Consider the following 19,886-nt stretch of genomic DNA (forward strand, 5'->3'; position numbering starts at 1 on the left):
GATGGCAGTAGACACCCGCACCCCGCTCATCGCCGGCAACTGGAAGATGAACCTGGACCACCTCCAGGCCATCGCGTTCGTCCAGAAGCTCGCGTGGAGCCTCAAGGACGCGGATCACGACTTCGACGGCGTCGAGGTCGCGGTGTTCCCGCCCTTCACCGACCTGCGTCCGGTGCAGATCCTCGTCGACCTCGACAAGCTGCCGCTCAAGTACGGCGCGCAGGATCTGTCGAAGTTCGACAGCGGGGCCTACACCGGCGAGATCTCGGGGCAGTTCCTGAAGCAGCTCGACTGCGACTACGTGATCGTCGGCCACTCGGAGCGCCGCACGCTCCACGGCGAGACGGACGCGGACATCGCCGCGAAGACGGCGGCGGCCGTCAAGCACGGCGTCCCGCCGATCGTCTGCGTCGGAGAGACCGCCGAGGACCTCGGAGAAGCACGGGCCGTCCGCGGTCCCGGTCGCGCAGCTGAAGGAGGCCCTCACCGGTCTCCCGGCCGACGCCGACCTGGTCGTGGCGTACGAGCCCGTCTGGGCCATCGGCTCCGGCCAGGCCGCGACGCCCGAGCAGGCTCAGCAGGTCTGCAAGGCGCTGCGCGGCGTCGTCTCCGAGATCCTCGGAGCCGACACCAGCGGCGAAGACCCGGATCCTCTACGGCGGCTCGGTGAAGTCGGGCAACATCGCCGGCTTCATGCGCGAGCCCGACGTCGACGGCGCCCTCGTCGGAGGCGCGAGCCTCCAGGTCGACGAGTTCGCCGCGATCGCAAGGTTCCGGAACCACGTCGGAGTCTGAGCTTCTGCGACGAAGGGAGCGGGCCCGATGGGCCCGCCCCTTCTCGTCGTCCACGCCGCTCCTTGCGCAGCGTGGCGCGGTCGGCTGTGCTTGTTTCCACGCCGCTCCCTGCGCGGCGTGGCGCAGTCGGCTGTTCGAGGTGGGTGCGTTCTGCAGAGCGTCCTGCGTCCGGCCGACGACGATTCGCTGGCACGCGAATCGCCGGTTGGCCTCGCTACGCGAGAGCCGTTGTTCGATCGGCCCTCCGGAAGGGGCCCCTCCTCTCGACCTTCGTCTCCAGATCCTTCGCCGCAACTGCTGATGGGGGGACTCGCGGTACGCGGGCGGAGGGGGTGGTCTCGTCGCGGTGACCGGCTCGGGTCCGGCGGGCGCCCGAAGGGCGCGGGAAGGCACCGCGATGAGGCCATCCCCTCCGACCCGATTCAGTAGTCATCCCTCCGCGCACTCCAGCAGTCGCGCCTCCCAGCCGTATACAGCGGAGGGAACACGGGTGGACGCATTCCGCGGAGATTCGCAGGCGCCGTTATACTCGACGGGCGCGCAATGCGCCGGAACTTCGAAAGGTACCGCGTGGACATCCTCCAGGTCGTGCTCCAGGTCGTCCTGGGCATACGAGCCTCCTGCTCACCATGCTGATCCTGCTCCACAAGGGGCGCGGCGGCGGACTGTCCGACATGTTCGGCGGTGGAGTCACCTCCAACCTCGGCGCCTCGGGCGTCGCAGAGCGCAACCTGAACCGCATCACCGTGATCCTCGGCCTCGTCTGGCTGGCGTGCATCGTGGTGCTCGGTCTCATCACCAAGTTCGACACCGGAGCATAGGGTACACGGAATGGCATCAGGCGGCAGTGCAATCCGCGGTTCGCGCGTCGGCGCGGGACCCATGGGCGAGCAGGACCGGGGCTTCCACGCGGAGCGCGTGGCGGTGTCCTACTGGGACGCCCTCGGCAACGAGACGGTGCGCCACTTCTCGGCGGCCCTCCCCGAGGACGAGATCCCCGAGGTCATCGACTCCCCGCAGTCGGGTCTTCCCGCGGGTCGCGATCGAGACAACCCCGCAGGTCGCGAAGACCGAGCCCTACAAGACGCACCTCGCGTACGTGAAGGAGCGCCGCACCGAGGCGGGCGCGCCCAGCTCCTCGAGGAGGCGCTGCAGCAGCTGCGTGGCCCGTCGCGGCACCGCGACCCCTCCTGATCCTGCTCCGTCAGGAACGATGAAAGGCCCGATCCGCAGAGGATCGGGCTTTCGTCGTCGTGGACCCGGGTGCACCGGGCCGGAGCTCAGTAGCTGGGAGCGATCAGCGACTCCGGGACCTCGGCCGCGGCCTCCTGGTCGACGAAGAACACCGTGCGCTTGCGGCCGAACGCTCCGGCGACCGGCACCTCGTTCGTGTTCGCGCCCGCGAGCGCGAGTCCGAGAGCAGACGCCTTGTCCGCGCCCGCGAGCACCATCCAGATCCGGTCCGACTGGTTGATCAGCGGGAGGGTCAGGGTGAGGCGCTCCGGGGCGGCTTGGGGGAGTTGCGCACCGGGAGCACGCCGGCCTCGGTGGAGCGGATCGCCGAGCGCTCGGGGAAGAGCGACGCGATGTGACCGTCGGGACCCAACTCGAGGAACGTGATGTCGAAGCGCGGGTAGTCGCGACCCTCCGTCGCGTGCGCACGGAGCTCGGCGTCGTACAGGGTCGCAGCCGCGTCGAGGTCGATCCCGTCGTCCGACGCGGGGAACGAGTGCACGTTCCCTCGCGGGGACGTCGAGGCGGGTGAACAGGTCGCCCGCCTGCACGTCGTTCCGGTCCTCGTGACCGCGCGGGACCCAGCGCTCGTCCCCCCACCAGAAGTGCACCCGCGACCAGTCCACGTTCCCCGAGGCCGACGAGGAGCCGATCTCGGCGAGCGTCGCCGCCCCCATCGTGCCGCCGGTCAGGATCACGTTCGCCGTCCCGAGATCATCGAGGATGTCGATCGTCTTCGTGATGAAGCGGGCGGCGACCGACCCGGCGAGGGTCTGCTTGTCGCGGTGGACGAGCACTCGACGTTCGGTGGTCATGAGGGTCTCCTTCGGTTGCGTCTGCCGATCGGCGGGTGGTCGGCTCCGTGTCAGGAAGCGCTGCGGGCACCGGTCTGCTCGGAGAGCATCGTCGACGCCGCGCGAGATGACTTCACCGTACAGGTCATCCGGGTCGAGCCTGCGCAGCTCCTCGGCCAGGCAGTCGCGGAGGCTGCGGCGGGGAGCGAGATGTCGTGGACGGGCTGCTCCGGCTGGGTCAGCGTCGCCACGTTGGGGATCGAGCGCTCGAGCTCGATGGTCCCCGATGCGCGGATCAGCTTGACTCCGTGGATGCCGCTCGTCCCGGTCGCGCTGATGGTCAGCTCGTGGTCGACCGGGATGTCGAGCTCGAGCTGCAGCCAGGCGGCGAGCAGGATCGTGGACGGCGAGTCGGGAGCACCCGAGACCTCGACGGCCGTGATCGGCTCGTACGGCGGCTGGTCGAGGACCGCGGCGAGCTGAGCGCGCCAGAGGGTCAGCCGCGTCCAGGCGAAGTCGGTGTCCCCGGGGGCGTAGGTGGAGGCGAGGTGGTGCAGCGCCTCCGCCGGGTTCGACTGCGCCGAGGCGTCGGTGATGCGCCGCTGGGCGATGCGGCCGATGGGCGACTTCGACGCGCTCTCGGGCGCGCTGTTCGGCCACCAGGCGACCACGGGCGCGTCCGGGAGCAGGAGACCCGTCACGAGGCTCTCCTCGTCGTTCGCGGCGTCCCCGAACGGACGGAGCACGACGACCTCGCTCGCGCCGGCGTCGCCGCCGACCCCGATCTGCGCATCGACCCGAGGTGCGGCGTTGACGGGGACGGTCGTCAGGCCGTCGTCTTTCGAGACGACGATGACGCGCATGGGGTGCTCGCGCGACGCGTCGTTCGCCGCGTCGATCGCCTCCTCCTCGTGCCCGCGGGAGGTCGCGATGATGAGGGTGAGCACGCGGCCGAGGGCGACGGCGCCGCCCTCCTCGCGGATCTTGACGAGGGTCTTGGAGACCTCGCTGGTCGTGGTGTCGGGCAGATCGACGATCATGGACGCCTCCAGGTACGGCCGTCGCGAGCGAGGAGCTCGTCGGCGGATTCGGGGCCCCAGGTTCCGGGGCGGTACTGCTCGGGCTGGCCCTGGGTCTCCCAGAACTCCTCGATCGGGTCGAGGATCTTCCACGAGAGCTCGACCTCCTCGTGGCGGGGGAAGAGCGGCGGCTCGCCCAGGAGGACGTCGAGGATCAGACGCTCGTAGGCCTCCGGGCTCGCCTCGGTGAAGGCGTGGCCGTAGCCGAAGTCCATCGTGACGTCGCGCACCTGCATCCCGGCGCCGGGCACCTTGGAGCCGAAGCGCATCGTGACGCCCTCGTCGGGCTGAACGCGGATGACGAGCGCGTTCTGACCGAGCGAGGTGGTCTGGCTCTCGGCGAACAGCTGCTGGGGCGCGCGCTTGAAGACGACCGCGATCTCCGTGACTCGGCGGCCGAGGCGCTTGCCGGCGCGGAGGTAGAACGGGACGCCGGCCCAGCGGCGGGTGCCGATGTCCAGGCGCATCGCGGCGAAGGTCTCGGTCGTCGAGGTCGGGCTCATGCCGTCCTCCTCGAGGAAGCCGAGCACCTTCTCACCGCCCCGCCAGCCGCCGGCGTACTGGCCGCGAGCGGTGGCGGTGGACAGGTCCTTCGGCAGACGGACCGCCGCGAGGACCTTCTCCTTCTCTGCGCGCAGATCGGCGGCGTCGAACGAGATCGGCTCCTCCATCGCCGTGAGGGCGAGGAGCTGGAGGAGGTGGTTCTGGATCACGTCGCGCGCGGCGCCGATGCCGTCGTAGTAGCCGGCACGGCCGCCCACTCCGATGTCCTCGGCCATGGTGATCTGCACGTGGTCGACGTAGTTCGAGTTCCAGAGGGGCTCGTACATCATGTTGGCGAAGCGGAGAGCCAGGATGTTCTGGACGGTCTCCTTGCCGAGGTAGTGGTCGATGCGGAAGACCGAGTCGGGCGGGAAGACCGACTCGACGACGGCGTTCAGCTCACGGGCGGTGGTGAGGTCGCTGCCGAAGGGCTTCTCGATGACGACGCGGCGCCACTGGCCCTCCTTCTGCTCCGCCAGGCCCGAGCTCGCGCAGCTGCTCGGTGACCTGCGGGAAGGACTTCGGCGGGATCGAGAGGTAGAACGCGAAGTTGCCCATCGTGCCGCGTTCGCGGTCGAGCTCGTCGACAACGGTCTTGAGGCGGGTGAACGCCTCGGGGTCGTCGAACTCGCCCTGCACGAAGCGGATGCCCTGAGCCAGCTGGGCCCAGACGTCCTCGTGGAACTCGGTGCGCGCGTACTTCTTGACGGAGTCGTGCACGACCTGCTCGAAGTCCTGGTCGTCCCAGTCGCGACGGGCGAAGCCGACGAGCGCGAATCCGGGGGCAGGAGGCCGCGGTTGGCGAGGTCGTAGACCGCCGGCATCAGCTTCTTGCGCGAGAGATCGCCGGTGACGCCGAAGATCACGAGGCCGCTGGGGCCCGCGATCCGGTTCAACCGCCGGTCGAAGCTCAACCGCAGGGGGTTGAACTCGGGGGTGATGTCCACAGACATGTGCAGTGTCCTTCTGTGTGCCGGATGCTCCGGCGCACTGCTCTCGGTGACGAGGTGGGTGGGGTGAGATCGGCGCGCCGCCCCGCCCCCTGCGGGGACGGAGCGGCGCGCGCGTGGATCAGGTGTTGAGCGCCTCGAAGAGCGCCACGAGGTCGGCGTCCGGATCCGTCAGCGTGAGCGTCAGCACCGGACGGCCGTGCTCGGCGAGCACGCTCGCGTCGCCTGCCGCCTGAGCGAGGATCAGCTGGCCGAACGTGAACGGGCTGTCCGGGATCGCGAGATCCGTGCTCGCGCGCTCGGTGATCTGCAGGAAGACGCCGGTCGGGGCGCCGCCCTTGTGGTACTGACCGGTCGAGTGCAGGAACCGGGGTCCCCAGCCGAAGGTGACGGGACGCTGCGCCTGCGCGGCGAGGAGGTCGCGGACGCCCTCCAGCTGCGGGAGGGCGAGGCGGTCGACGTAGGCCTGGATCGCGACGTAGCCGCCCTCGCCCAGCTGGGCGAGGAGACGGTCGACGGCCTCGGCGACGGTGGAGACGCCCTCGGTGACGACGGGGCTGCCCGTGACCTCGATGCCGGAGTCGGTGAACGCCGGGGCCTCGGGCTCGGGGCGCTTCTCGAGCAGTGCCCGGGTCGCGATCTTCGCCGACTCGACGTCGGGCTGGTCGAACGGGTTGATGCCGAGCAGGCGCCCCGCCACGGCGACCGCGTACTCCCACGTCAGCATCTGCGCGCCGAGCGAGCCGGAGAGCAGGATCTCGCCCTCGTGGCGGTCGCGCGGGAACAGGTGCAGCGCGGAGGCGTCGTCGACCAGCCGGACGACCTGCACGTCGGCGAGGTCCTCCGAGAGCTCGGGGGCGAGGGTCCCGAGGACGACGGGGAGGATGCCCGTGCCGTCCTTGCCGGTCGATCCTCGGCGATGAGCTGCTCCGCCCAGTCGGCGAAGCCCACGATGTGGGTCCCGTCGGCGACGATCGCGAGCTTGTCGCGACGCGGGCTGGTCGCCGCGATCGCCGCGCCGAGCACGAGTCCGGGGTTCTCCGGGGAGTCGACCGCGAGGCCGAGCGACGCCTCCGCCGCCTCGTCGAGGAGGGCCTCGATGTCGGCGCCGGCGAGGCCGGACGGGACGAGTCCGAACGCGGAGAGCGCTGAGAAGCGCCCGCCGATGTTCGGGTCGGCGTTGAAGACCCGGTAGCCCGCCTCGCGGGACGACCGGTCCAGCGGCGAACCGGGGTCGGTCACGATCACGATGCGCTCGAGCGGGTCGATGCCCGCCTCGGTGAACGCCTTCTCGTAGGCCTTCTTCTGGCTCGCGGTCTCGACGGTCGAGCCGGACTTCGACGAGATCACGACGGCGGTCGAGGCGAGGCGGTCGTTCAGCGCCGCGAGCACCTGACCGGGGGCGGTCGAGTCGAGGACGGTCAGCTCGACGCCGGCCGTCCGCGTGATCACCTCGGGGGCGAGGGACGAGCCGCCCATGCCGCCCAGGACGATGTGGTCGATGCCCTTCGCCGATGAGCTCCTCGCGCAGCGCGAGGATCTCGGGAACCAGCGGACGGGACACGGTGGTCGACTCGGTCCAGCCGAGGCGCTTGGCCGACTCCTCCTCCGCGGCTGCTCCCCAGAACGTGGGGACCTGTGCGGTGATGCCCGAGGACGACCTCGTCGGCGACGAGGTCGGGCACGACGCGGTCGACGGCCTTCTCGGCGTCTCCGCTGACGTGGATCTGGATCGACATGATCAGGCCTGCGCCTTCGCGCCCTCGAGGGCGGTGGTGACGGTGTCGAGCAGCTCGTTCCAGGACACGATGAACTTCTCGACGCCCTCCTTCTCGAGCAGCTCCGTGACCTCGGCGTAGGAGACGCCCTGGGCGGCGACGGCGTCGAGGACGGCGTTCGCGTCGGCGTAGGAGCCGGTGACGGTGTCTCCGGTGATCACGCCGTGGTCGAAGGTCGCCTCGAGGGTCTTCTCGGGCATCGTGTTGACGACCCCGGCCGCGACAGAGCTCGGTCACGTAGAGGGTGTCGGGGAGCTCGGTCGGCTTCACGCCGGTCGAGGCCCACAGCGGCCGCTGGCGGTTCGCGCCGGACTCCTGGAGCAGGAGCGCGCGCTCCGTGGCGAAGGCCTCGACGAAGACCTCGTAGGCGAGCTGGGCGTTCGCGACGCCCGACTTGCTCTTGAGGGCCTTCGCCTCGTCGGTGCCGACCGCGTCGAGGCGCTTGTCGATCTCGGTGTCGACGCGCGACACGAAGAACGAGGCGACGGAGTGGATCGTCGACAGGTCGATGCCGGCGTCCTTGGCCTTCTCGGAGGCCGGCGAGGTACGCGTTGATGACCGCGCGGTAGCGGGCGAGGGAGAAGATCAGGGTGACGTTCACGGAGATGCCGGAGCCGATGACCTCGGTGATCGCCTCGAGGCCCTCGACCGTCGCGGGGATCTTGATCATCGCGTTCGGGCGGTCGACCTTGGCCCAGAGGGCCTTGGCCTGCTCGATGGTGCCCTGGGCGTCGTGGGCGAGGCCCGGCTCGACCTCGATCGAGACGCGGCCGTCGTAGCCGTTGGACGCGTCGTAGATCGGGCGGAAGACGTCGGACGCGGCGGCCACGTCGTCGGTGGTGATCTCGAAGACGGCGTCGGTCACGGAGGTGCCGGAGGCGGCCAGCTCGCGCACCTGCGCGTCGTAGGACTCGCCGTTCGCGAGGGCGGCGGCGAAGATCGTGGGGTTCGTCGTCACTCCGACGACGTTCTTCTCGTCGATGAGCTTCTGGAGCCCGCCGGAGAGATCCGGGTGCGGGAGAGGTCGTCGAGCCAGATGCTGACGCCGGCGGCGGAGAGGTCTGCGGTGGGGGTGTTCTCGGTCATGTCTCTTCTTCTCTTCTTCGTTCGGAGGTGATGCGGGGGAGGAGCCGGAGCCCCCGACGGCGAAGGCCGCGTCCGTGGGGACGCGGCCTTCGCTCAGGAGGCTGCGAGCGACTCCTTGGCGGCGGCGAGGGCCGCCTCCGTGGTGATCCCGAACTCGCGGAACAGGGTCTTGTAGTCGGCCGAGGCGCCGAAGTGCTCGATCGAGACCGAGCGGCCGGCGTCGCCGACGTACTTCTGCCAGCCCAGGCTCAGGCCGGCCTCGATGGAGACGCGGGCCTTCACCGATGCGGGGAGGACCTTCTCGCGGTACTCGGCGTCCTGCTCCTCGAACCACTCGAGCGACGGAGCCGAGACGACGCGGGCGTTGACGCCGTCGGCCTTCAGCTTCTCGCGCGTCTCGACGGCGATCTGGAGCTCGGAGCCGGTCGCGATGAGGATGACGTCCGGCGTGCCGCCGGGCGCCTCGGCGAGCACGTAGGCACCCTTGGCGACGTTCGAGGCGTGGGCGAAGGTCTCGCCCTCGGCCTCGCCCTCGCCGCGCTCGAACACCGGGATGTTCTGACGGGTCAGAGCGAGGCCCGCGGGGCCCTCGCGGCGCTCGAGGATCGTCTTCCAGGCGTAGGCCACCTCGTTGGCGTCACCGGGGCGGACGATGTCCAGTCCCGGGATCGCGCGGAGCGAGGCCAGCTGCTCGACCGGCTGGTGCGTCGGGCCGTCCTCGCCCAGAGCCACGGAGTCGTGGGTCCAGACGTAGATCGCCGGCGCCTTCATGAGCGCGGCGAGACGGACCGCCGGACGCATGTAGTCGGAGAAGATCAGGAAGGTGCCGCCGAAGGGGCGCGTGTTGCCGTGCAGCACGATGCCGTTGAGGATCGAGCCCATGGCGTGCTCGCGGATGCCGAAGTGCAGCACGCGGCCGCCCTTCTTGCCGGTCCACTCGTGCGTCGAGAACTCGGACGGCACGAAGGAGCCCGCTCCCTCGATGGTGGTGTTGTTCGATTCCGCGAGGTCGGCGGACCCGCCCCACAGCTCGGGGACGACGCCGGCGAGGGCGTTGATGACCTTGCCCGACGCGGCGCGGGTCGAGACCTCCTTGCCGGGCTCGAACACGGGCAGCGCGTCCTCGACGCCCTCGGGGAGGTCGCCGCTGAGCACGCGGTCGAGCAGGACCTTCTTCTCGGGGTTGGCCGTGGCCCACGCGTCGAACTGCTCGGTCCACTCGGCGTGCTGCGCCTGACCCCGCTCGACGGCCTTTCGGGTGTGCTCGATGACCTCGTCGGCCACGTCGAAGGTCTTCTCGGGGTCGAAGCCGAGCACCTCCTTGAGGCCGCGGAGCTCGTCGGCGCCGAGGGCGGAGCCGTGGATCTTGCCGGTGTTCTGCTTCTTCGGCGAGGGCCAGCCGATGATCGTGCGCAGGATGATGAGCGACGGCTTGTCGGTCTCGCCCTTCGCGGCCTCGATCGCGGCGTGGAGCTCGGCGACGTCCTCGTGGTACTCGCCGGTCTTCTTCCAGTCGACGACCTGGACGTGCCAGTCGTACGCCTCGTAGCGCGCCTTGACGTCCTCGGTGAAGGCGATGTTGGTGTCGTCCTCGATCGAGATCTGGTTGGAGTCGTAGATCACGACGAGGTTGCCGAGCTGCTGGTGGCCGGCCAGCGAGGAGGCCTCGCTGGTGACGCCCTCCTGCAGGTCGCCGTCGCCGGCGATGACGTAGACGAAGTGGTCGAACGGCGAGGTGCCCGCGGCGGCCTCGGGGTCGAACAGATCGCGCTCGAAGCGCGAGGCGTAGGCGAAGCCGACGGCCGAGGCGAGGCCCTGGCCCAGCGGCCCGGTGGTGATCTCGACGCCGTCGGTGTGGCCGTACTCGGGGTGGCCGGGGTCTTCGATCCCCAGGTGCGCAGCGCCTTGAGGTCGTCGAGCTCGAGACCGTAGCCGCCCAGGTAGAACTGGACGTACTGGGTCAGCGACGAGTGTCCGACCGACAGGATGAAGCGGTCGCGGCCGATCCAGGTGCTGTCGGACGGGTCGCGGCGCATGACCTTCTGGAAGAGGAGGTACGCGGCCGGGCGAGGCTCATGGCGGTTCCGGGATGGCCGTTGCCGACCTTCTCCACGGCATCCGCGGCGAGGACCCTCGCCGTGTCGACTGCCTTCTCGTCGATGGATTCCCATTGCAGTTCTGACACTTGGTACTGACCCTTCTCGGAGACGTGGGGCAGACGCAGACCGTCCGTCCTCTCGCATGGTGGAGCACGCCGCGCGACGACTTCGGCACGATGCCCCGGCGACGACCCTCTGGGCCTCGACACGACCGATCGGTCGGGCGGGCTCGGGTGCGTACCGGGCGCTCTGGCGAGCAGTCCCGAGTATACGGAGGGGGTGTCCTCACGACCGGGGGTTGCGGGGTCGCATATGTAGGGAGTCGTTTGGGCAAGCGTGCATGCGCGGGGAGCGCTGTGACGGACTCGACGAACGGGGCCCGTGCCCAGGCCGGGCGCATTACACTCGTTCGGGATTGTCGAACGTTAGAGGAGCAATGGACGTAGCCGTAGAGACCACCGCGATCGAGCGGGGCGAGCCGTCCAGAGCGGCCCTCGCGCGCAAGGTGAGGGCCTTCGTGGCGCTGACGAAGCCTCGCGTGATCGAGCTCCTCCTCGTGGTGACGGCGCCGACGATGATCCTCGCCCAGGGCGGGATCCCGGATCTCTGGCTCGTGCTCAACGTCCTGATCGGCGGCGCCCTGAGCGCCGGCTCGGCGGGTGCGTTCAACTGCTACTTCGATCGGCGACATCGACCGCATCATGAACCGGACGAAGAACCGTCCGCTCGTGACGGGGGAGATCTCGGACCGCGCGGCGCTCGTCTTCGCGACCACGATCGGCGTGCTCTCGATCGTCTGGCTCGGTCTGACCGCCAACTGGCTCGCGGCGGGACTCTCCCTCGCGGCGATCCTCATCTACGTCGTCTTCTACACGCTGTTCCTCAAGCGCCGCACGCCGCAGAACATCGTCTGGGGCGGGATCGCGGGCTGCATGCCCGTGCTCATCGGGTGGGCCGCCGTCACGAACTCGCTCGACTGGGCGCCGGTGATCCTCTTCACGGTCATCTTCCTGTGGACCCCGCCGCACTACTGGCCCCTGTCGATGAAGTACCGCGACGACTACCAGGCGGCCGGAGTGCCGATGCTGGCCGTGGTGCGCGGCCGCACCATCGTCGGACTGCAGGTGATCCTGTACGCCTGGGCGACCGTGGCGTGCTCCCTGCTGCTGATCCCCGTGGCCGGCATGGGCCTCGTCTACACGGTCGTCGCCCTCGCGAGCGGTGTCTGGTTCATCGCCGAGACGCACCGCCTGTACAGCCTCGCGATCCGTCACGAGCACGTCTCTCCGATGCGGGTCTTCCACGGCTCGATCGGGTACCTCACGCTGCTGTTCCTCGCCGTCGGCGTCGATCCCCTGCTGCCGTTCTGATGGTGACGCCCTTCTCGTTCCTCGCCGAGCGGGTCACGCTGTCGCCCCGCGCGCTGCGCTGGGGGACCACCGCCGCACTCGTGGCGAGCATCCTGATCATCTTCTTCGGGGGAGTGGTGCGCCTCACGGGCTCCGGACTCGGCTGCCCGACCTGGCCCGCCTGCGACGCGGGTTCGCTCACGTCGACGCCCGAGCTCGGGATCCACGGCTTCATCGAGTTCACCAACAGGGCGTTCACGGGAGTACTGATCGTGGCGGTCGGCTGGGCCATCACGGCCGCGCGCCTGCAGAAGCCCCGGGACCGCACGATGACGCGACTGGCCTGGTCGCAGTTCTGGCTGGTGGTCGCCAACGCTCTCGCGGGGGGCGCCACGGTGCACTCGGGGCTCAACCCCTACATCGTCGCCGGGCACTTCGCGCTCGCGATCGCCCTGCTCACGACGACCTCGCTCACCTGGCACCGGGCGCACCGCTCGCAGTCCACCGCCTTCGAGCCCGATGCCCTCACCCGGTCGGTGAGCATCGCGCTGGTCGCGGTCACCCTCCTCGTGATCCTGGTGGGCACACTCGTCACCGGGACAGGCCCGCACGCCGGCGACTCCGCCGAGGTGCCGCGCATGCGGTTCCACTGGGAGAGCGTGACGCTCGTGCACGGTGTCCTCGGAACCGCCTCGCTCGTCCTCGGCATCGCGCTGCTGGCGCTCCTGCGCCGTTCGCCGGGCTCGGAGCTCGCGCGCCGTCGGGTGACGACCTACATCGTGGTCGTGGTGCTGCAGGCCCTCGTCGGGGTCGCGCAGTCGCTCCTCGCGCTCCCCGAGGCCCTCGTCGCCGTCCACCTGCTCGGGTCGGCCCTGGTCTGGGTCGGCACGGTCCGGGTGCTCCTGGACGTGAACCCCCGTCTCTTCACCGTGCGCGCCCAGCGCCGCCGTGCCGCGGAGGAGCTCCAGCCCGTCGGCTGAGAAGCCGGCCGGCGCGGTCATCGTCCGGGCCGATCGCCGCGCACGTGCCGCCGGAGCCGGAGCAGTGCGATCGGCAGTGCCGTCGGCGCGAGCTCGAGCGCGAGCACGGCCCCGAGTCGGGCGAGGACGTCGGCCTGCGCGGGTGGGAGTCCTCTCCGGGCGACGGCCAGGAGCAGGCGGGCGGGGAGCGGGAGCGGATCGACGTTCGACATGCCGCGACCTCATCACGGACCACCGACACCCGTATGGTCATCACCGTCTGGTGGCGCGGGACGTCGTACCCGGCCGACACCCAGGTGCACGGGTTCCCATCCCGGCGCTCCTCTGTAGAATGAGTAGTTGGTTCAGGCACGACGTGAGACCCCCGCATCCGCGCGGACACGGCGCCGAGCGGGACCACCGGCCCGATGACGCGCCGCAGCACTTCCTTAGGACATCTCAGGCACGCACATCAACCGCCCCCGCGCATCACCACGATCGCGACCAGCCGGAATGTGCTCCGGGTCGCCCCACGGGGAATGACTCCGGAACCCGACCGGTTAGCAGTGGGTAGGAAACGAGGTACACATGTCAGACATCCTGATCGACCGCCCCGAGCTCGAGAGCCTCGGCGTCTACGAGTTCGGCTGGGCCGACTCCGACTCCGCGGGCGCGTCCGCGCGCCGCGGGATCTCGCCCGAGGTCGTCTCCGACATCTCCGCGCTCAAGAACGAGCCCGCTTGGATGCGCGATCGCCGCATGAAGGCGCTGAAGCTCTTCGAGCGCAAGCCCATGCCGACGTGGGGTGCCGACCTGTCGGACATCGACTTCGACAACATCAAGTACTTCGTCCGCTCCACGGAGAAGCAGGCGCAGACCTGGGACGACCTCCCCGACGACATCAAGAACACGTACGAGAAGCTCGGCATCCCGGAGGCGGAGCGCCAGCGCCTCGTCGGCGGCGTCGCGGCCCAGTACGAGTCCGAGGTCGTCTACCACCAGATCCGCGAGGACCTGGAGGAGCAGGGTGTCATCTTCATGGACACCGATACCGCCCTGCGCGAGCACCCCGAGATCTTCGAGGAGTACTTCGGCACGGTCATCCCCGCGGGAGACAACAAGTTCGCGGCGCTGAACACCGCGGTCTGGTCCGGCGGCTCGTTCGTCTACGTCCCCAAGGGCGTCCACGTCGACATCCCGCTGCAGGCGTACTTCCGGATCAACACCGAGAACATGGGCCAGTTCGAGCGGACGCTGATCATCGCGGACGAGGACAGCTACGTCCACTACATCGAGGGCTGCACGGCTCCGATCTACAAGTCGGACTCGCTGCACTCGGCCGTCGTCGAGATCATCGTCAAGAAGAACGCCCGAGTGCGGTACACGACCATCCAGAACTGGTCGAACAACGTCTACAACCTCGTCACCAAGCGCGCGATCGCGCACGAGGGGGCGACCATGGAGTGGATCGACGGCAACATCGGCTCGAAGGTCACCATGAAGTACCCGTCGATCTTCCTGGTCGGCGAGCACGCCAAGGGCGAGACCCTCTCCGTCGCGTTCGCGGGCCCCGGCCAGCACCAGGACGCCGGCGCGAAGATGGTCCACATGGCGCCGTACACGCAGTCGTCCATCGTCTCGAAGTCCATCGCCCGCGGCGGCGCGACGCGCGGGCTACCGGGGCGAGGTGCGAGTGGACGCCAACGCGCACCACTCCGCCAACACCGTGCGCTGCGATGCCCTGCTGGTCGACACCATCTCGCGGTCGGACACGTACCCGGCGATCGACATCCGCGTGGACGACGTCCAGCTCGGCCACGAGGCCACTGTGTCGAAGGTCAGCGAGGAGCAGCTCTTCTACCTGATGTCGCGCGGCCTGCCCGAGGACGAGGCCATGGCCATGATCGTCCGCGGGTTCATCGAGCCGATCGCGCGCGAGCTGCCCATGGAGTACGCCCTCGAGCTGAACAAGCTCATCGAGATGGGGATGGAGGGCAGCGTCGGTTGACGTCCGCCTCCCCCTCGAAGGGGCGCCCGAACGGGGCGCCCCGCACCCATCGAAAGGAACCACCGCCTGATGACGGTCCCCACGAGCGCCGCGACCCCCGAGATCGACGGCGCGGCCGCTGCCGAGCGCCTGGGCATCAGCGCCCACTCCGACGGGGCCTTCACGCCCGTGCAGACGCGGTCGGAGCGCTTCGCATCGGCCGACGTCGACGCCTTCGAGGCCGTCACCGGACGCGAGATCGCCTGGAAGCTCACGCCCGTCGCTCGGCTCGCCGACCTCATCGACGGAGCCCTCGACGGCTCCCCGACCGCGTTCGAGCACACCGCGGTGGACGGCGTGGATGTCTCGTGGGTCGGCCGCGACGACCAGCGGATCGGCACCGCCGGCCTCCCCGAGGACCGCGCCGCGGCCAACGCGTGGTCGAGCTTCGAGCAGGCCCTCGTCGTGCGCGTCACGGGCGAGGACGAGAAGGTCGCGACCCTGGTCCGCTCGGGTCTCGGCTCCGCCCCCGCGCTGCGCACACGATCATCGAGGCGGCACCGTACGCCCGTGCGGTCGTCGTCCTGCAGAACGAGGGCGCCGCGACGCTCGCCGAGAACGTCGAGATCCTGGTCGGCGAGGGTGCCCAGCTCACCGTCGTCACGGTCCAGGAGTGGGACGACGAGGCGCGCCACCTGGCGAACCACTTCATCCGCGTCGGTCGCGACGCGAAGGTCAAGCACATCGTCGTCACCCTCGGCGGCTCGATCGTCCGGGTCAACCCGTCCGCGCACCTCGTCGAGCGCGGTGCCGACGGCGAGCTCTTCGGGCTCTACTTCGCCGACGGCGGCCAGCACCTCGAGCAGCAGGTGTACGTCGACCACGACGCCCCCGACACCCGCAGCCGCGTGACCTACAAGGGCGCGCTGCAGGGCCAGGGCGCCCGCACGGTCTGGATCGGCGACGTCCTGATCCGCAACAGCGCGACCGGCACCGACAGCTACGAGCAGAACCGCAACCTGGTCCTCTCCGACGGCACCCGTGCCGACTCCATCCCGAACCTCGAGATCGAGACCGGCGACATCGCCGGAGCGGGCCACGCCTCGGCGACCGGGCGCTTCGACGACGAGCAGCTCTTCTACCTGCAGTCCCGCGGCATCCGCGAGGACGAGGCGCGGCGCCTCGTCGTCCGCGGCTTCCTGAGCGAGATCGTCCAGCAGATCAAGGTCGCCGAGCTCGAGGACCGCCTCCAGCTCGCGATCGAGGCCGAGCTCGCCGGCAGCGCCGGCCAGACGGGCTCCGCGCACCAGGCGGCGGTGACCGCATGAGCAACGCCGCGATGATCTGCTCCGTCTCGGAGCTGATCCCGAACCAGGCCATGCGCGTCGAGGTCGACGGGGTCGCGATCGCCGTCGTCCAGGACTCGGCCGGCGAGATCCACGCCATCGGCGACACCTGCACGCACGGCGAGATCTCGCTGTCCGAGGGTTTCGTCGAGGGCGACAGCCTCGAGTGCTGGGCGCACGGGTCCCAGTTCTCGCTCCGCACCGGGACGCCTCTGAACCTGCCGGCCTACGAGCCGGTCCCCGTCTTCGTCGTCGAGATCATCGACGGCGACGTCTACATCGACCCGACCGTCACGAAGGAAGTCTGAATGTCCGTTCTCCAGATCAGCGATCTCCACGTCAGTGTCGAGACCGAGCAGGGGACCAAGCAGATCCTCCGCGGTGTCGACCTCACCATCAACCAGGGTGAGATCCACGCGATCATGGGCCCGAACGGGTCCGGCAAGTCCACCCTCGCGTACACGATCGCAGGGCACCCCAAGTACCACGTCGACGGCGGCTCCATAACGCTCGACGGCGTCGAGGTCCTCGACATGTCCGTCGACGAGCGCGCCCGCGCCGGCCTCTTCCTCGCGATGCAGTACCCGGTCGAGATCCCGGGAGTGACCAACACGAACTTCCTCCGCACCGCCAAGACCGCGATCGCGGGCGAGGCGCCGGCGATCCGCACCTGGACCAAGGACGTCAAGGCGGCCATGGGCAACCTGCGGATGGACCCGTCCTTCGCGGCGCGCAACGTCAACGAGGGCTTCTCGGGCGGCGAGAAGAAGCGCAACGAGATCCTCCAGCTCGAGCTGCTCGCCCCGCAGTTCGCGGTCCTCGACGAGACCGACTCCGGTCTCGACGTCGACGCGCTCAAGATCGTCTCGGAGGGTGTGAACCGCGCTCACGCGAACACAGGCCTCGGCGTGCTCCTGATCACGCACTACACGCGGATCCTCCGCTACATCCAGCCCGATTTCGTACACGTCTTCGTCGCCGGCCGCGTCGCCGAGCAGGGTGGCAAGGAGCTCGCCACGCGACTCGAGGACGAGGGATACGACCGCTTCCTCACGACGGCGACGGCCTGACCATGGCCGTCACGACGCTCGAGCCGAAGCTCTTCGACCAGGTCGAGGAGGCCCTCAAGGACGTCATGGATCCCGAGCTCGGGATCAACGTCGTCGACCTGGGCCTGATCTACGACCTCGGCTGGGACGACGAGAACGACGCCCTGGTCATCCACATGACGCTCACGTCGGCGGGCTGCCCGCTGACCGATGTGCTCGAGGAGCAGACCGCTGAGTCGCTCGACGGCATCGTCGAGGCGTTCCGGATCAACTGGGTCTGGATGCCGCCGTGGGGTCCCGAGCGGATCACGGACGACGGCCGCGACATGATGCGCGCGCTCGGCTTCTCGATCTGAGGCGGGTACGGCGAAGGGCCGGGAGGATGATCCTCCCGGCCCTTCGCCGTACCCGCGAGCGCTCAGTTCGAGCGGCGGCGCAGCAGCGCCCAGGTGGTCGGCAGCAGGGCCGCGGCGACGAGGATCTTGAGGGCGTCGCCCACCAGGAACGGCACGAGCCCGGCGTTCAGCACCGAGCCGAGATCGGCCGGGTAGCCGAGCGAGCCCAGCGCGGTCGCCAGCCAGGGGAGACCGACGAGGTAGATGGTCGCCGTTCCGGCGAGGAAGGTGACGAGCGTGCCGACCACGCGGCGGTCCCACTGCCGCTGCGCGAGCCACCCGGTCACGATCGCGGCGAGGACGAAACCGACGATGTACCCGCCCGTCGGGCCGGCGAGGACGGCCCAGCCGCTCGAGCCCTCCGTGAAGACCGGGACTCCGAGAGCGCCGACGAGGGCGTAGACGCCCATCGAGAGGGCGCCGCGGACGGCGCCGAGCGTGGTGCCCACGAGCAGCACGGCGAACGTCTGCCCCGTGATCGGCACGGGCCACATCGGGATGTAGAGCTGCGCCATCCCGGCGGTGAGCGCCGCCGCGGCGACGACGAGGACGAGATCGGTGACGATCGAGCGCGCGAACAGGCGGTCGGCGAGGACCGGTCGCGACGGAGCGAGCGAATAGCTGGACATGGGTGTCTCCAAAGGCCGTGTCGCGCAGGAGCGGGGAACGAGAGCGGCCGAGGACGGGGCCGCCGTCCGCGCTGAGCGGACGTGAACCCGCTCCGCGGCTCAGGAAATATACTAGGGGGCTGCCGCATCGCGGCCCTTTGCCCCAGACCTCCCGAAGCGACCGCCAATTCTTGGCGAGAACGGACAGCACTGTGCTGAGCGTGCACGATCTCGAACTCCGAGTCGGCGCCCGACTCCTGATGGAGAACGTCTCCTTCCGGGTGGGCGACGGCGACAAGGTGGGCCTCGTCGGCCGCAACGGAGCGGGGAAGACGACGCTGACGAAGGTCCTCGCGGGCGATCTGATCGCCGCGAAGGGCACGGTCGACCGCGGCGGCGAGATCGGGTACCTCCCGCAGGACCCGCGCTCCGGTGACCCGGAGGAGCTGGCCCGCACGCGCATCCTCGACGCCCGCGGCCTCGGGTCGCTGGTGGTCGGCATGACGGAGGCGACCGAGGCGATGTCGAGCAGCGACCCGGCCGTGAGCGCGGCGGGCATGAAGAAGTACGGCAACCTCACCGACCGCTTCCTCGCCCTGGGCGGGTACGCGGCCGAGGCGGAGGCCGCCTCCATCGCGAGCAACCTCAACCTGCCCGACCGGATCCTCGACCAGCCGTTGAAGACGCTGTCGGGCGGACAGCGCCGGCGCATCGAGCTCGCGCGAATCCTCTTCTCGGACGCCAGCACCCTGATCCTCGACGAGCCGACCAACCACCTCGATGCGGACTCCGTCGTCTGGCTGCGCGAGTTCCTCAAGAACTACCGCGGCGGATTCATCGTCATCAGCCACGACATCGAGCTCGTCGGCGAGACGGTCAACCGCGTGTTCTACCTCGACGCCAACCGCCAGGTCATCGACGTCTACAACATGAACTGGAAGAACTACCAGCGCCAGCGCGCCGCCGACGAGGAGCGCCGCAAGAAGGAGCGCGCCAACGTCGAGAAGAAGGCCGGTGCACTGCAGCTCCAGGCGGCCCGCTTCGGGGCGAAGGCGTCGAAGGCCGCCGCTGCGCACCAGATGGTGGCGCGCGCCGAGAAGATGATGAGCGGACTCGAGGAGGTGCGCGCCGTCGATCGTGTCGCGAAGCTGCGCTTCCCGACTCCGATGCCCTGCGGCCGCACCCCGCTGCAGGCGGAGAACCTCTCGAAGAGCTACGGCTCGCTCGAGATCTTCACCGCTGTCGATCTGGCGATCGACCGCGGCTCGAAGGTCGTGATCCTGGGTCTGAACGGCGCGGGCAAGACCACCCTGCTCCGGATCCTCGGAGGCGTGGACGCCCCTGACACCGGAGTCATCGAGGCGGGCCACGGGCTGCGCATCGGGTACTACGCGCAGGAGCACGAGACCATCGACGTGAAGCGCTCGGTGCTCGAGAACATGGTGTCGAGCAGCCCGAACCTCACCGAGACCGAGGCGCGCCGCGTGCTGGGCTCGTTCCTGTTCACGGGCGACGACTCGCACAAGCCGGCGGGCGTGCTCTCGGGCGGGGAGAAGACCAGGCTCGCGCTCGCGATGATCGTCGTCTCGGGCGCCAACGTGCTGCTGCTGGACGAGCCGACCAACAACCTCGACCCTGCGAGCCGCGACGAGATCCTCGACGCACTGGCGCACTACGAGGGAGCGGTCGTCCTGGTCAGCCACGACGAGGGCGCCGTCGAGGCGCTGAACCCCGAGCGGGTGCTCATCATGCCCGAGGGCACCGAGGACCACTGGACCTCGGACTACCTCGACCTGATCATGCTGGCCTGAGAACGGCCCGCGCCCGCCGGTCCCG

Annotated in this window: 9 protein-coding genes and 11 pseudogenes; 12 read left to right on the forward strand and 8 right to left on the reverse strand. The window is 69.6% G+C overall.

Going from position 1 to position 19,886, the window contains the following annotated elements; translation table 11 throughout:
* Position 1 precedes the first annotated feature (1 nt).
* The 3 pseudogenes from tpiA to AC0CII_RS04610 all read left to right on the forward strand — a co-directional run.
* Positions 2–795 (forward strand): annotated as a pseudogene (gene tpiA, locus AC0CII_RS04600) (triose-phosphate isomerase).
* Positions 796–1,365: 570 nt separating this feature from the next.
* A pseudogene (gene secG, locus AC0CII_RS04605) lies at positions 1,366–1,616 on the forward strand (preprotein translocase subunit SecG).
* A 10-nt stretch (positions 1,617–1,626) separates the two neighbouring features.
* Positions 1,627–1,959: pseudogene (locus tag AC0CII_RS04610) on the forward strand (RNA polymerase-binding protein RbpA); the annotation flags it as partial.
* Positions 1,960–2,075: 116 nt separating this feature from the next.
* Here the strand turns inward: AC0CII_RS04610 and AC0CII_RS04615 are convergent.
* The 7 genes and pseudogenes from AC0CII_RS04615 to AC0CII_RS04645 form a co-directional block, all read right to left on the reverse strand.
* Positions 2,076–2,843, reverse strand: a complete 768-nt coding sequence (locus AC0CII_RS04615) for a 6-phosphogluconolactonase (protein WP_465229049.1) — start codon at positions 2,841–2,843, stop codon at positions 2,076–2,078.
* A gap of 95 nt (positions 2,844–2,938) precedes the next feature.
* Positions 2,939–3,862: pseudogene (locus AC0CII_RS04620) on the reverse strand (glucose-6-phosphate dehydrogenase assembly protein OpcA); the annotation flags it as partial.
* Positions 3,859–5,397, reverse strand: a pseudogene (gene zwf / locus AC0CII_RS04625) (glucose-6-phosphate dehydrogenase). The pseudogenes zwf and AC0CII_RS04620, both read right to left, overlap by 4 nt.
* 118 nt (positions 5,398–5,515) lie before the next feature.
* Positions 5,516–7,133: pseudogene (locus AC0CII_RS04630) on the reverse strand (glucose-6-phosphate isomerase).
* Positions 7,134–7,135: 2 nt separating this feature from the next.
* A pseudogene (tal, locus tag AC0CII_RS04635) lies at positions 7,136–8,258 on the reverse strand (transaldolase).
* 93 nt (positions 8,259–8,351) lie between these two features.
* Positions 8,352–9,413 (reverse strand): transketolase-like TK C-terminal-containing protein, encoded by a 1,062-nt coding sequence (locus AC0CII_RS04640; protein WP_465229050.1) that lies wholly within the window; start codon positions 9,411–9,413, stop codon positions 8,352–8,354.
* Between the two features lie 39 nt (positions 9,414–9,452).
* Positions 9,453–10,566, reverse strand: a pseudogene (locus tag AC0CII_RS04645) (transketolase family protein); the annotation flags it as partial.
* Between the two features lie 227 nt (positions 10,567–10,793).
* Here AC0CII_RS04645 and AC0CII_RS04650 point away from each other — a divergent pair.
* The 8 genes and pseudogenes from AC0CII_RS04650 (at position 10,794) to AC0CII_RS04685 (ending at position 17,403) form a co-directional block, all read left to right on the forward strand.
* Positions 10,794–11,727 (forward strand): annotated as a pseudogene (locus tag AC0CII_RS04650) (heme o synthase).
* Positions 11,727–12,686 carry a COX15/CtaA family protein gene (locus tag AC0CII_RS04655; protein WP_207402610.1) on the forward strand — a complete coding sequence of 320 codons (960 nt, stop codon included), beginning with the start codon at positions 11,727–11,729 and terminating at the stop codon, positions 12,684–12,686. The pseudogene AC0CII_RS04650 and the gene AC0CII_RS04655 overlap by 1 nt, the downstream one beginning before the upstream one ends.
* 44 nt (positions 12,687–12,730) lie before the next feature.
* Positions 12,731–13,021, forward strand: coding sequence for a hypothetical protein (locus AC0CII_RS04660; RefSeq protein ID WP_465228765.1), 291 nt, complete (start codon positions 12,731–12,733; stop codon positions 13,019–13,021).
* 232 nt (positions 13,022–13,253) lie between these two features.
* A pseudogene (gene sufB, locus AC0CII_RS04665) lies at positions 13,254–14,673 on the forward strand (Fe-S cluster assembly protein SufB).
* A 69-nt stretch (positions 14,674–14,742) separates the two neighbouring features.
* A pseudogene (gene sufD / locus AC0CII_RS04670) lies at positions 14,743–15,980 on the forward strand (Fe-S cluster assembly protein SufD).
* Positions 15,977–16,306, forward strand: coding sequence for a non-heme iron oxygenase ferredoxin subunit (locus AC0CII_RS04675; protein WP_077222834.1), 330 nt, complete (start codon positions 15,977–15,979; stop codon positions 16,304–16,306). Before sufD ends, AC0CII_RS04675 begins: the two are co-directional and overlap by 4 nt.
* The gene (sufC, locus tag AC0CII_RS04680) at positions 16,307–17,068 is read left to right on the forward strand and encodes a Fe-S cluster assembly ATPase SufC (RefSeq protein ID WP_207402606.1); all 762 of its coding nucleotides are present in this window, start codon (positions 16,307–16,309) and stop codon (positions 17,066–17,068) included.
* 2 nt (positions 17,069–17,070) lie between these two features.
* Complete coding sequence (locus AC0CII_RS04685) at positions 17,071–17,403, forward strand: metal-sulfur cluster assembly factor (protein WP_055792004.1); 333 nt, start codon at positions 17,071–17,073, stop codon at positions 17,401–17,403.
* Between the two features lie 62 nt (positions 17,404–17,465).
* Here the strand turns inward: AC0CII_RS04685 and AC0CII_RS04690 are convergent, their stop codons facing one another.
* Complete coding sequence (locus tag AC0CII_RS04690) at positions 17,466–18,071, reverse strand: biotin transporter BioY (protein ID WP_465228767.1); 606 nt, start codon at positions 18,069–18,071, stop codon at positions 17,466–17,468.
* A 191-nt stretch (positions 18,072–18,262) separates the two neighbouring features.
* Here AC0CII_RS04690 and abc-f point away from each other — a divergent pair, with 191 nt between their 5' ends.
* On the forward strand, positions 18,263–19,861 hold the full coding sequence (abc-f, locus tag AC0CII_RS04695; RefSeq protein ID WP_207402604.1) for a ribosomal protection-like ABC-F family protein: 1,599 nt from the start codon (positions 18,263–18,265) through the stop codon (positions 19,859–19,861).
* The last annotated feature ends 25 nt before the right edge of the window (positions 19,862–19,886 follow it).

The organism is Rathayibacter sp. AC182, from assembly GCF_979253875.1.